Below are 12,224 nucleotides of genomic sequence, written 5' to 3' on the forward strand. Positions count from 1 at the left end.
GAAAACAGCCTTAAAACACGGCATTAGGCGGTGCCCCGCAAAAAAGATACCGCCCGCCGTTCTGAGTAGTAGAGGCCTTTCCAGAAGTTCTCAGAAAACCCCACGTGGCCTCCGTCTTCGGGCATCTCCAGGTAAAAGTTTGGGTTCTGGCGGGCCTGCTCCACGGGGAAACACTCTTTGGAAAGGAAGGGGTCGTTCTGGGCGTTCACCAGCAGGGTAGGGACTTTTATGCGGTGCAGGTGAGCAACAGAGCTGCACCGCTCATAATAGTCGGCTGCGTTTTCAAAGCCGTGCATGGGGGCCGTGTAGCGGTCATCAAATTCTTCAAACGTGGTGATCTTCTCGTAGTCTGTCAAGTCCAGGTCAAAGCGCTGGGCTTTTTCCTTGAGCTTTTCATGCAATGACCTCAGAAACCGCTTCATGTAAATACGGTTGGCTGGTTTGGCCAACTGCAGGCAGGCGCTCTTCATGTGGCACGGCACAGAGAAAACCGCCGCCCGGGCCACCCGCGCCGGAACTTTGTCTGCCCATTGGCCCAGATAATTGAGCGTAAGATTTCCGCCCATGCTAAACCCCACCAAATAGACTGTTTTATAGCTGCCGCTGGTCAGGGCGTGGCGCACCACCAGATCCAGGTCTTCTACGGCACCCATGTGGTAAGAACGCAGCAGGTGGTTCGGCTCGCCGCTACAGCTCCTGAAATTCCAGGCCAGGGCGTCCCATCCGGCCTGGTTCATGGCCTGCACCATCCCTTTCATGTACGGCCGGTGAGTGTCGCCCTCCAACCCGTGCGATAAGACCACTAAACTGTCTGAGTTTACTTTAGACCAGTCCAGATCCAGAAAATCATGGTCTGGGGTGATGATCCTTTCCCGTGAGTACGTGACGGGCGGCATGCGCCGAAACGTACTGGGCAGTATGGTCTGTAAATGCCCGTTGAACAGATAGCGCGGACTTTTAGAAAAGGTAGAGGGAAGAAGCGGCATAAGGTTTTGTCCCCGTTGGCCTGCAGCGGGAACAGACAAAAGTAAGGCTTTTAACAAGCGGCCGCAACTTAGTGGAGTAGAATTGTAATATATCCACTCGTCGTGCTTTTGGAGGTGTTCACCGAGAACGGAAGTGGATAGACCTAAAATATACGAATAGTGAAAAGGTTGTCCTTATATTTGAATTATAATTAGTGAAAAGATAGTTTTTATACCTTAGTTCTATTTGAAAATGTATAGTAATAACGTAATAGAGAATATAATTAATTGTAGTAAGTTATCAGGAGAGTTATCACATGAGTTTATGTCTCCGGATCAGTTTCTTCAGTTAGCCAACGCTAAATTAGAATATCTGAAAGCACTGTACCGGAACCAGTTAGGTTATGAATCTGTAGCCGTTGCACCTGTAGCGGTACCTGCTTAGCCGCAGTACATTTTCGGCCTGTCAGCGTTTAGGCGCTGTTTCCAAGAAAACACCTCTAAAACAAGAGGCTTTCTGCTATTGCCAAGTCTTTTGCTTTAAGGGTGTTTTCTAACTGGTGCGCTAAACTTCTTCAATCTACTTCCTGATAGGCGACACAGGAAGGCGGGAGCTTTGAATCCGGGTATTTTGAAAGTGATGCTTCCACGCGGCCGAGAGGCGAGCGAGTATTCTGCCTTGGTGTATTCTTGCACCCACTATTGAATGATTGATGCACCTTGGAAGGAGGTGGTGCAGTGTCAGAACACACCCCAACCCCTCCCAGGAGGGGAATATGCCTTCTACTTTATGGCACGAATTAACTTCCGTGACTTTTTTAGGGTTCACGGTTTGAATCTACAGGTGTAAACATTCCCCTTCGCCCCCTTCAAAGGGGGAGTGTCTGCTTAACAAGCGGATTCATCTGAATAAGAAAGGAATGCGTGAGAGACAAGGCAGTGCCTGGTCTCTACGGACTCCATCATCACTACTGTTTCTGCTCCTTTCCCCATTTCCAGTCTTTCCCGAGCGCGCCTCGCTTTTGGCCATAGATAGGCAAAACTAAGAGAAGAGAACTTCTCAGGCCGAAAGGGCAGTGCGAGAGGGGAAGACGCGGCCCCGCGGCCGTGAGCGCATACCGCCAAAGATGAAACAATACAGCACTTGCACCCACGCAATAAGCGCACAAGCCAAGGGAACAGCATATTCCGAGCACAAACTAATCTCCCAAAAGAAGCCAAAGCGCAGAAACCAACAAACAGCAGTACTTGTCCAAAGGGAAGGCGAAAACAAAGGGACAAGCCAGCAAAACGTATTCAACGTAGCCTGTCTTACTCCTTGTCCTTGTTGCGCTTCTTTTTCTGTTTGTGCTTCACCACCTTGGCGTCTACGTAAAAGACAATCTCCTCGGCAATGTTGGTGGTGTGGTCGCCAATGCGTTCCAGCTTCCGGATGATGCCCGCCACTTTCAGGCTTTGGTAGATGTTGTCTGGGTTTGTCTGGAAGTATTGCATCAAGACCTTGTCGGTTTTGGCGTGGATCTTGTTCAGGCGCTTGTCCTGTTTGATGACTTGCCGGGCCAGTTCGGTGTTTTCTTCCAGAAACGCCTGGCGCACGTCGCGGAGCATGGCTTCAGTGGCCTCAAACATTTTCAGGAGACGGCTTTCTTCCAGCAGCGTAGGCTCTATGGGCGGGGTGGCTTCCTTGAGCATGCTGGCAATGCTTTCGGCGTAGTCCCCAATGCGCTCCAGGTTGGAGTTGATCTTGAGAATAGCCAGTACCCAGCGCAAATCTATGGCCACCGGATTGAACAGGGCGAAGATATTCTCGCACATGCGGTCAATCTTGATATCATAGGCGTTCACCTTCTTGCCGCTTTTGATCACCCGCCGCGCCAGTTCTTCGTCAGAAGAAAGCAGCGCCTCCTTGCCAGAGGTCAACTGAAAATCTACCAGTGTCCACATCTCCTCCACCTTGGTCTTGATCTGGAGAAGTTCTTTATCTAATTGATTCATATTTTATCTGGTTCTGCAGATGAAGGATGCCCGAAAACAAAAACTTGATGATGACAAGCAAACGGCTCCCAAAGATACTGCGTTTTAAGGCCGTTTTCTGAAAAACAGCCCTAAAACGGTAGGTTTCTCACCCAAAGCGGCCCGTAATGTAGTTTTGGGTGCGCTGGTCTTTGGGGTTGGTGAAAATGGTTTTGGTTTTGGCGTATTCCACCAGTTCGCCCAGGTAGAAGAACGCGGTGTGGTCGCTCACCCGGCCGGCCTGCTGCATGTTGTGCGTCACAATCACAATGGTGTAATTCTCTTTGAGCTGGTGGATGAGCTCCTCAATCTTGGCGGTGGAGAGCGGATCCAGGGCCGAGGCCGGTTCATCCATCAACAGCACCGAGGGTTCAATGGCCAGCGCCCGCGCAATGCACAGCCGCTGCTGCTGCCCCCCAGATAACTCAAACGCCGATTTCTTCAGCTTGTCCTTCACCTCGTCCCACAGGGCGGCCTGCTGCAAAGACCGCTCCACGCGCTCCTCAATAAACTGCTTGTCTTTGGTGCCGTTCACCCGCAGGCCGTAGGCCACGTTCTCGAAGATGGATTTAGGGAACGGGTTGGGCTTCTGGAACACCATGCCCACGTGCTTGCGCAGGTCGTCTACCTGTATGTTGGTCTTGTAGATGTCCACGCCGTCAATCAAGATGTCGCCCTCAATCTTCACGCCGTCAATCAGGTCGTTCATGCGGTTGAAGCACCGCAGGTACGTAGACTTGCCGCAACCTGAGGGGCCAATGAAAGCCGTCACCTGGTTTTTTCTCATGGCCATGGTAATGCCCTTGAGCGCATGGAAATCGCCGTAGTAGAGGTGAACGTCTTTGGTTTCTACACTATTCATAGTATTCTTAGAGAAAGCAGCGGAAAGAGATGTTTTCAGGCCAATTTCTGAAAAATAGCCTGAAAACAGGTTAGAGCTTGTTTGAATTTCAGGTTTGCTGGCGAAAAAAAACAGAAAAAGGCAAACGCAGGTTCTTTTTATGGCCGTTTGCAGCGCAAAGATAAAATTCAAACATGCTTTTAGTTCATTTTAACTTTTTTACCGTAATAGCGGCGCAGCCAGTTGGCCAGCAGGTTCACCAGCAACACAATCACAATGAGCACGAAGGCCGTTCCGTAGGCCATGGCGCGGGAAGCCTCAATGTTGGTGCCGCTGGTAGAGATCACGTACAAGTGGTACGGCAAGGCCATGACCTGGTCAAAGATGCTGTTGGGCAGTTTGGGCAGAAAGTAAGCGGCTACCGTGAACAGGATGGGCGCCGTTTCGCCAGAAACCCGGCCAATGGAAAGAATCAAACCGGTAATGATGTTGGGGAAGGCCATGGGCAGCACCACGCGGCTGGTGGTCTGCCATTTGGTGGCCCCCAAGGCCAGCGAGCCTACCCTAAAGGAATTGTCAATGGACTTCAGGGCCTCCTCTGTGGTTCTGATCACCACCGGCAACGCCAGCAGACCCAACGTGAGCGAACCGGCCAGAATAGAGTCGCCAAACCCTAGCTGGTTCACAAACAGGGTCATCCCGAACAAACCGAACACAATGGACGGCACCCCGGCCAGGTTGTTGGTCATCAGTTTCACAAACCGCTTGAGCCAGCTGTCCTTGGCGTACTCGTTGATGTAGATGCCCGAGAGAACCCCAATGGGGAAAGCGAACAGCATGCTGCCCACCACCAGCCACAGCGTACCCACAATGGCCGGCAGAATACCGCCCTCAGTCATGCCTTCGCGGGGCATCTGGGTGAGGAACTCCCAGCTGATGACCGAAATACCCTGAACCAGGATAAAGCCCAGAATCACGAGCAGGATGGCGACCACCGAGAAACTCAGCAGCCGGAAGACAAAGAAAGCGATGCTTTGGGAAAGCTTCTTGCTTTTATGCGACGGGGAAGGGGTTCCGAAGGCCATGGCTTATCTGTTTTCTTTCTTTTTAGCCGACACGAAATCGACGGTGAGGTTAATGGCCAGCGTCATCAGGAACAGGATGCAGCCTAGTGCGAAGAGTGCCTGGTAGTGGATGCCGCCCTGCGGGGCCTCGCCCAACTCGGCGGCGATGGTGGCCGGAATGGTGCGCACCGGCTCCAGGAATGTGTGCGGAATCACGGAGGCGTTGCCCGTCACCATCAGCACCGCCATGGTCTCGCCAATGGCGCGGCCAATGCCCAGAATGGCGGCCGTGGAGATGCCCGAGACTGAGTACGGAATAATGACTTTGTAGATGGTCTGCCACTTGTTCGCGCCCAAGGCCAGGCTGGCTTCCTTCATGGCACGGGGCGTGGTGCGCATGGCATCCTCAGACACCGAGATGATGGTGGGCAGCGCCATAATGCCCAGCACAATGCTACCCGCCAGAGCGGTTTCCCCCACCGGCAACCCAAACACATCCTGGATGAGCGGCACAATCACCACCAACCCGAAGAACCCGTATACTACCGACGGAATACCGGCCAGCAGCTCAATCACAGGCTTCAGGAAATTCCGGACTTTGGGGTCGGCGATCTCGGCAAGGTAAATGGCGGTGGCCAAGCCCAGCGGCAAGGCAATAAGGATGGCCCCCAAACTTACCCAGAGCGTGCCCAGAATAAGCGGCAAAACGCCCAGCTGCACGGCGGGCTGAATGGTGGGGTACCACTGCCTACCCGCCAGGAAGTCGCCCAAGGAGATGTTGGCCAGTTCTATTCTTTTGCCCGGGAAGTTATGGGCCAGGTATTCATCTGGGAAATACGCCAGAATATGGGGGTCTTTGGCCACCACTTCGTTTATGCGCTGGGGCAGAAAGGCAAAGTCGGGGCCCAGTTGCTCCTCGGTGTAATACGCCGTGATGTCGTCAATCTCGAACAGCTTGATGGGCGCGTTGGCCCCGCCCACCTCCTGCCAGTTGGTGATTTCCTGGTCAAAGATGTCCTTCACCTGGGCCGCCGACAGTTCGCTTACCTGGTTTTGCCGGTTCACGGCCAGCAGGGAGCCCTCCGCCACCGGCGTCTGGCTGAAAATGCCCAAGCCTTCTTTGAAGAGGTAGAACACGATCAGGAGCACGGTGATGCTGGTCACCAGGCCGCTGGCGGTGATGACCCCTTCTATGAGTTTTTCGCCCAGTTTGTGGAAGTTCCGTTTCAAGAGAGTGAATTTAAGAAGTGTAAACCTACTAACCTAACGGAATGTACCCCGTTTCCTGCACCGTTTTCTGGCCTTCGGCCGAGAGGATGTAGTCCACGAAAGATTTTACTCTGCCCGCTACGGTGGCGTCATAGAAGAAGTACAGCGGGCGCGAGATAGGGTAGCTTTTGTCTTTGGCGGCCTCCATGCTAGGGGCCACAAAGGTTTTGCCCTGGTCATACGACACCTTCAGCGACTTCACCTGCTTGGTTTCATAGGCCAGGCCAATGTAGCCAATGGCACCCGGGGTCTGGCTCACCGACTGCACAATGGAGCCGGTGGCGGGCATCATGAGAATGCCGTTGGCATAGTTTTTCTTGTCCATCACGTGCTCCTTGAAGAACTCATAGGTGCCAGAGCTGGTCTCGCGCGAGTAGGCCACAATCTTTTCATCGGCCCCGCCCACTTCTTTCCAGTTGGCGATCTTGCCGGTAAAGATGCCTTCCAGTTGCTCGCGGGTCAGTTGGTTTACCTTGTTGTTGGGGTGCACAATAATGGAGAGGGCATCATAGGCAATGAGCACTTCCTGCACGTCTATCTTGGCGGCTTTCAGTTTCAGTTTCTCTTCGGTTTTCAGGCCGCGGGAGGCCATGGCCAGGTCGGTGGTGCCTTCCTGCATGGCGGCCAGGCCCACCCCGGTTCCGCCGCCCACTACCGTAATGGAAGCGTCTGGGTTTTTGGCCATGTACCGCTCGGCCTGCTGTTGGGCCAGCGGCAGCACGGTGTCACTGCCTTTGATGGTGATGGACGTGGCGGAGCCCGCGTTCCCTGACCCCGAAGCGGTGGTCTGGTTTGTCTCGCCGTCCCGGCTGCAGGCTCCCAGCAGCAGACTGGCAACCAAGAGGCCGCTCAGCCTGGTTTTGAGTAAATTGAAGGGCATGGTAGTTTTCATGGTGGTACGTCTTATGGAAAGTAATACGGTTAAAAATTAAATTGGGCTTGAAGCCGCAGGAGTTGGCCGTGCTGGTGGTTGTCCAGGGTTCTGCTGTCTTGGGTGGTGCGGTCTGAGATGGTGTATTGCGCCGCCAGCTCAAAGTGGGAAAGAGGTTGCCATTCTACGCCAATCTCAGTTTCATATACTTTGCTGTACCGGGCATCGGTCTCGGTCTTTTTGCCGCCCTCATAGAATTGGGCTTTCACGAAGGGGATAAGGTAGTGGCGGCCTAGTTTCGCCGCGTACATGGCCTGGGCGTACCCGCCTTGCAGCGATTTGGTTTGGATGGTGCCGGTGGCCGGGTCAAACTCGGGGCCTTCGCCTACGTTGTACTCGGCCTGGAGGCCGAAGGGCTGCGGGTACACCACCACGCTGGCGGCTACGCGGCGGTCAGTGAAATCGCCGCCTTTGATGGCCGTACTGCTTAGCTGGTCGGGCGTAACGGTGTAAAGGCCAGTGTAAGCTTGCAGGCCGGGTTCTATGATTTGGCCGTTCTTCAGCGCGAAAGGGTAGGAGACCCGCGCTACCACGTGCTGGTTGTTGTTGGCTTCCTGCCGGTTGGCTGTCTGCCCGTTGTAGAGGCCCAGACCGAACACCCCGTAGTCGCCGGAGCCCTTGAGGCGGCTGTTGGCCAGTTCTTTGAAGCGTTTCCTGATATACACCGGGGCCCAGTAAAACATAATGCCCAGGTCGCGCTCATTGGGCAAGGCGCTGTTCAAGGCATCATTGCGGTCTAGGGTCAGGCGGTTCTGGCTGGATTGCATGTTCTCAAACCCGTAGGGGATCTTGCTTTGGCCCACCCGCAGCCTAAACGTTTTCTCCCGGTCTAAGGACAAGTCAAAATACGCATCTCTTAACTGAACGAAATGGATGGTGGAACTACCCGTAGGGGTAGAGGCGAAATCGGGCTGAAGGTAGATGTAGACCCGGTCGTGCACGTCTCCGCTGAATACCAACCGGGCTCTTCTAATCAGGAAACCCCCTTTGTCGCCCACCGATTTGTCATACTCCGTCTTTAGGGCCGGGTTCGTTTCCAGCAACCGGTTGTACCGGATCTGCACATAGCCCCTCAATGAGATTTTGTCATACCAATGGGTAGATTTTGGGGCGGAAGCCGTAGATGCCCCTACGGCAGAAGTAGTCACCACTGAGTCTTTGACCGGAGTTGTCTGAGCCTTGGCGTCCCTTTGCGAAAGTGTCAAAACAGTGATAAGAATAAAACCCAACGCATACGGGCGCCCAGGCATTCTTTTGTTTATGGGTGAGAACATAAGCAAAATGAATGGTTAACGTTTGCCTATTCGCTGCTCTGGAAAGTCCTTGTCCAAAAGGCGTTGGCGTGCAGTAGCCATGAAAGGAGGGAAGGAAGTCTAAACGTTTTTCAGGCTTCGGTTTGCCCATGTCTCTACACCCGTAGTCAGCAGGGTAGAACTTCCATGAATTGCTGCAAAAGTAGGGGGATAGTATTGCCTGAGTGTTACTGCTATGTTATGTAATTGTTAAGAAAGACACTGGAGGAATAGGGTGATTTTAGGCTGAAGCATTTTACCTGCTTCTTAGAATTTGAAGGCATTCTGGGTAACAGGCGCGGGGAAAGTCTGCTGAAAATACCGCTATTGGCGCATTAAGCGTCTACCTGGAGCTGGCTTCTTTAGAGAGGGGAGGTGTTCCTCTGATGTAGCGATTAGGTTGGTGCATGCCGTTTGTTGTTCCTTTGGCTTGTCTGCTTTGAGCTTGGATATTAGTTTGTGCATGCAGTTCGCTGTTCCCTTGGCTTGTCTGCTTTTTGCGTGGGTGCAAGTGCGTCTCTTTGCATAGTGGTCGGTAAGCGCTCACGGCCGCGAGGCCCCGTCTTCCCCTCTCGCACTGCCCTTTCGGCCTGAGAAGTCCTTTGCTCTTAGTTCAAGTCTATCTATGGCCAAAAGCGAGGCGCGCTCGGGGAAGACTGGAACTGGGGAAAGTAGCAAGTGCAGTTGTTGAGCGGCTGTTAGTTGTACTTGTCTTATTCCCCTGTAAAGCCGTATTCCCCTCCTCGGAGGGGCAGGGGTGGGTTCTGTTTCGCTCCGCAATACCGCTTGCTCAAAAGACCTCGGAGTGTCTGCAAGACCTGCGAGCGTCTCCGCCAATTCCGTTTCAAGCCTGTTTTCCCAAAATCTCCTTTAGAACACGTTACCTTCTACAGCAGATACTCCCCCTTTGAAGGGGGCGAACGGGGGATGTTTACACCTGCTGATCCACGTACTGCTGGTACGAACGCAATACCGCCAACTCAACAAGACCCCGTAGCGTGCGCAGCTCCTACGAGTGTCTGCGCCGATGCCGTTTCCAGCCCACTTTCTGTAAAACAAGCCTAAAACGCTGGAGCGAAGGGAGGATGTCTGCCCCTGCAGGAAAACCAGCCGTAGAAAGCAATGCGTGTAGGAGACAAGGCAGTGCCTGGTCTCTACCGTGGTCTCTAATTTACCTGGATAACTTCTCCCTGATGGGAGATTAACAGCGCCCCTGCCATTTATGGCCCGTTTTCCTTAAACCAGCCCCGAAACGCAGCAGCGGGTTCCCCCTCACTACTGAAGAGGGAGCTAGGGGGGAGACTCCTGCATAAGGTCAGTTAGTGAGAGTATTTGCCGTTCGCCGCCAAGATCCTTCCAAGATGGCAACATAGTCTGCCTCTGTACTTAGCACCCAAAATAAGTGCCCAAAGATGGGCTAACTAAAATTAGTTTATAACTGACAGAAACCGGTGAATGCAATTTGAGGTATGCATATAAAATCTTATATTCAATATTCAATAATATATCCTTGGGGAAAGCGCCACGTTAGTCATCTGCTGTTATGGGGAAAACAATATTCATTCTTGAGCCTTACGTTACCATCAGTTTAGATCCTGAGACCCATATTCTGTACGTTGACTGGTGGGGAGACATCACCAAGCAGAACGTGTTGGACGGATGCCAACTTCTCCTGGGGATGTTGGAAAAGGAGAGGTGTAACATGATTCTCAACAATAATGCAAATGTAACCTCCCACTGGAAAGCCGCCGCTATCTGGGCGGCTACCATCGGGTTTCTGCAGCTAGACAAAACTACCTGTACGTACTTTGCGTGGGTAAAGCCTCCCAAAAGTAATTTATCCGCAGACTACGTCCTGCGCCTTGATATCCTGAATGTGCAGGTTCAAGTTTTTGACAGCCAATTAGCCGCTGAACGGTGGCTCCTTTTGCAACAACAGAAAGCAACTCATAAAAAGAAGCCCGTGGAGGTGGAGTAAGAGCTTGTTTAAATTTCAGGTTTGCAGGCTCAACTAACCAGAGAAAGGTTCTGCAGAAACGTTTTTTGAGCAGCGTAGCAGCGCTACGGTGCGATAAAAAGGCGAATGCAGGTTCTTTTTATGGTCATTTGCAGCGCAAAGATGAAATTTAAACATGCTCTAAGTGCAGGCTTTTGAGATTGTTTCTTATAAACTGACCTGACGCAGAAAGAGCCTCACCCCAGTTCCTCCCCTACGGAGAGAGAAACTGGGGTGAGGCGTCTCGGGGCTGTTTTGCGGAAAACGGGCCGGAAACGGCATTGGCGCAGACGCTCGCAGGTCTAAAGACGCTACAAGGTCTTTAGAGCAGGCGGCATCACAGAAGCAAGCAGTTAGAAAGAAAGTACTGGCGCGAGGCTCCAGTCTCGTGCCACGGGATGAAGCGAGTTTCCAGACGCGCCGGGAACCACCGGCAGGATTGCGGAACACCAGTAATAAACTTCAGTTTTGCTCAAAGAACGTTAGTGTGGATCAGTCGCACGAAGCTTTAGGTCAACCCTTCGTTGCTGCGCTGTTAATATTTATAAGTACGGAGACAGCTTACTTTATACAATTTGTTTTCCTGGAAAGATCTTGTGGGCGAACTAGCAAAGCTTTGTTTAGGCGCTACTACCGCTCGCCACCGAGATCCTTTCAGGATGACAAGGAGAAGGGAAGATATACTTCTTTCTGTTTACTTAACCCAAGTTGCGGTTTGCAAGCTGGGTAAATGTATAGCTCTAACTTTACCCATCCCTCCTGGGAGCTCATCTTATAGGGAAAAAACAGTAGCCATTTTAATGAAAGAAAAGGCGCTTTCTACCCTTCCCGCTCTATCAGATTTCCAATCCCGAACAGCAAAGTTAGTAAAAGTCTCCCTACAAGATGGGCCTCGGAGGGGTAGGGGTAGGTTAATGTTCAATATCGTGAGTAAATCGCAACTTGAGTTACTTACTTAGCTCAAACGTGTCTGAGAGGCGAGCGAGGGTATTCAGTATTTTGAAAAGACTACCCACCCTTTTTTGCAAAAGTAGCCTTCAAATGGCACAAACGGACGCTTGCGTCATGGGCTGAACCTTTTGTTTCTAACCTTAGCAAGAGCTTGTTTAATGAAGCAGAAGGATTTAGAAACCAGTCCCCATTGTTGGTGTTCTCAAACAATCCAGAAAGAGGAGCCGTTCCGCTCTCTGGCGGGAACACACAGCAAGGGCGAGAGTCCTCCTGGTCTTTGCCAAGCAGGCTCATAGCTTGCCAAAACGGGTTTTAAAGTACTGCTATGAACCTGTTTATAGATCATGTTTATAGTCTTTCATTAACTGGCATTTAAAGCAATTCCTCTGGTGCAGGCGTGGGCTTACGCCATCGTTTTTAGGCTACTTTTATGGAAACAGGCCAAAAACAAGAGGTTTATCTGTATACTGCCGCAAGCATCTGCTCATGCCGCCGTTTTCTGCCTGTTTTCATGAAAACAGGCAGAAAACCCTGAATAGCTTCTATTCTGTATTTTGGCCTTCCCTCCCTTCCATACAGTATTTTGTAACTATTTTGTGCCGGGCTCAGTACTTACACCAAAGCGAAACATATAAGTAGAAGATCAAAAAATGGAGGTAGCATTGTTGTTTCTGTATGGGGTGATAGGTGCTACCTTGGGAGTATCTATAGCTGTCTTGGTAAAGAAAGCCGTTGTTGCTCTCTTCGGCAAAAGTGCTGTAAGCATAGGGATCAGCTATAGCCTTCTTCTCCTGGGAGTCATCGTATTGCTGAGTACTAACCACAGCAAGGTAGAAAGCTTTGTTTCCTCTATCATGGCAGATAAAGAAGTATCCTTCCCTGCCACGCAGCAAGGCGTTTAG

The 12,224-nt window shown here is 51.8% G+C and carries 9 protein-coding genes; 2 read left to right on the top strand and 7 right to left on the bottom strand.

Annotated elements, in window-relative coordinates:
* Nucleotides 1-23 precede the first annotated feature (23 nt).
* The 7 genes from HHO50_RS11185 to HHO50_RS11215 form a co-directional block, all read right to left on the bottom strand.
* Nucleotides 24-986: a YheT family hydrolase gene (locus tag HHO50_RS11185; protein ID WP_181306130.1), complete on the bottom strand. Its 963-nt coding sequence runs from the start codon at nucleotides 984-986 to the stop codon at nucleotides 24-26.
* A 1,290-nt stretch (nucleotides 987-2,276) separates the two neighbouring features.
* Entirely contained in the window at nucleotides 2,277-2,960 is a 684-nt protein-coding gene (gene phoU / locus HHO50_RS11190; RefSeq protein WP_181306131.1) for a phosphate signaling complex protein PhoU, read from the bottom strand.
* Between the two features lie 127 nt (nucleotides 2,961-3,087).
* Nucleotides 3,088-3,840: a phosphate ABC transporter ATP-binding protein PstB gene (gene pstB, locus HHO50_RS11195; protein ID WP_181306132.1), complete on the bottom strand. Its 753-nt coding sequence runs from the start codon at nucleotides 3,838-3,840 to the stop codon at nucleotides 3,088-3,090.
* A gap of 179 nt (nucleotides 3,841-4,019) precedes the next feature.
* Nucleotides 4,020-4,904, bottom strand: a complete 885-nt coding sequence (gene pstA / locus HHO50_RS11200) for a phosphate ABC transporter permease PstA (protein WP_181306133.1) — start codon at nucleotides 4,902-4,904, stop codon at nucleotides 4,020-4,022.
* A gap of 3 nt (nucleotides 4,905-4,907) precedes the next feature.
* A complete protein-coding gene (gene pstC / locus HHO50_RS11205) occupies nucleotides 4,908-6,113 on the bottom strand; it encodes a phosphate ABC transporter permease subunit PstC (RefSeq protein WP_181306135.1) in 1,206 nt (401 codons plus the stop codon).
* A gap of 28 nt (nucleotides 6,114-6,141) precedes the next feature.
* A complete protein-coding gene (locus HHO50_RS11210) occupies nucleotides 6,142-7,044 on the bottom strand; it encodes a phosphate ABC transporter substrate-binding protein (RefSeq protein WP_255478699.1) in 903 nt (300 codons plus the stop codon).
* A 29-nt stretch (nucleotides 7,045-7,073) separates the two neighbouring features.
* Nucleotides 7,074-8,288, bottom strand: a complete 1,215-nt coding sequence (locus HHO50_RS11215; protein WP_255478700.1) for a porin — start codon at nucleotides 8,286-8,288, stop codon at nucleotides 7,074-7,076.
* Nucleotides 8,289-9,918: 1,630 nt separating this feature from the next.
* Between HHO50_RS11215 and HHO50_RS11220 the strand changes: the two genes are divergently transcribed.
* Both HHO50_RS11220 and HHO50_RS11225 read left to right on the top strand, forming a co-directional pair.
* Complete coding sequence (locus HHO50_RS11220) at nucleotides 9,919-10,353, top strand: hypothetical protein (protein WP_181306136.1); 435 nt, start codon at nucleotides 9,919-9,921, stop codon at nucleotides 10,351-10,353.
* A gap of 1,619 nt (nucleotides 10,354-11,972) precedes the next feature.
* Nucleotides 11,973-12,224, top strand: coding sequence for a hypothetical protein (locus HHO50_RS11225; protein WP_181306137.1), 252 nt, complete (start codon nucleotides 11,973-11,975; stop codon nucleotides 12,222-12,224).

Source organism: Rufibacter sp. XAAS-G3-1, from assembly GCF_013623775.1.
Lineage (GTDB): Bacteria > Bacteroidota > Bacteroidia > Cytophagales > Hymenobacteraceae > Nibribacter.

Coding starts and splice junctions, on each gene's coding strand:
- HHO50_RS11210 (WP_255478699.1), bottom strand. CDS start 7,044: ATGAAAACTACCATGCCCTTCAATTTACTCAAAACCAGGCTGAGCGGC.
- HHO50_RS11220 (WP_181306136.1), top strand. CDS start 9,919: ATGGGGAAAACAATATTCATTCTTGAGCCTTACGTTACCATCAGTTTA.
- HHO50_RS11185 (WP_181306130.1), bottom strand. CDS start 986: ATGCCGCTTCTTCCCTCTACCTTTTCTAAAAGTCCGCGCTATCTGTTC.
- pstA (WP_181306133.1), bottom strand. CDS start 4,904: ATGGCCTTCGGAACCCCTTCCCCGTCGCATAAAAGCAAGAAGCTTTCC.
- phoU (WP_181306131.1), bottom strand. CDS start 2,960: ATGAATCAATTAGATAAAGAACTTCTCCAGATCAAGACCAAGGTGGAG.
- pstB (WP_181306132.1), bottom strand. CDS start 3,840: ATGAATAGTGTAGAAACCAAAGACGTTCACCTCTACTACGGCGATTTC.
- HHO50_RS11225 (WP_181306137.1), top strand. CDS start 11,973: ATGGAGGTAGCATTGTTGTTTCTGTATGGGGTGATAGGTGCTACCTTG.